The 228-nt window shown below is 39.9% G+C and carries 1 protein-coding gene; it reads left to right on the top strand.

All coding sequences use genetic code 11. The features are described 5' to 3' along the window. Position 1: 1 nt before the first annotated feature. Positions 2–228: transposase (locus GPK60_RS12770; protein WP_252191404.1), on the top strand; the 227-nt coding region annotated here is incomplete at its 3' end.

A 228-nucleotide genomic window follows, 5' to 3' on the forward strand; every position in this document is an offset into this window, starting at 1 on the left:
TCTGGAAAGATATTTTCATAAAGAAATCGCCAGAGTGCAGTCTGTATGGTATGCACAGCAATCGGAAAGAGGAATAAAATATCCAAAAACATCGGAACATATCCAGCGGCTTTACAGGACAAAGCAGAATGCAGTGAAGGATTACCTACATAAAGTAACCAGATGGATCGCAGAATACTGCAGAAAAGAAGATATCCGCTGTGTAGTTGTGGGAGACATTCGAAATAT

The sequence above is a fragment of the Ruminococcus sp. MCC718 genome, from assembly GCF_018783905.1.
Lineage (GTDB): Bacteria > Bacillota > Clostridia > Lachnospirales > Lachnospiraceae > Hominisplanchenecus > Hominisplanchenecus faecis.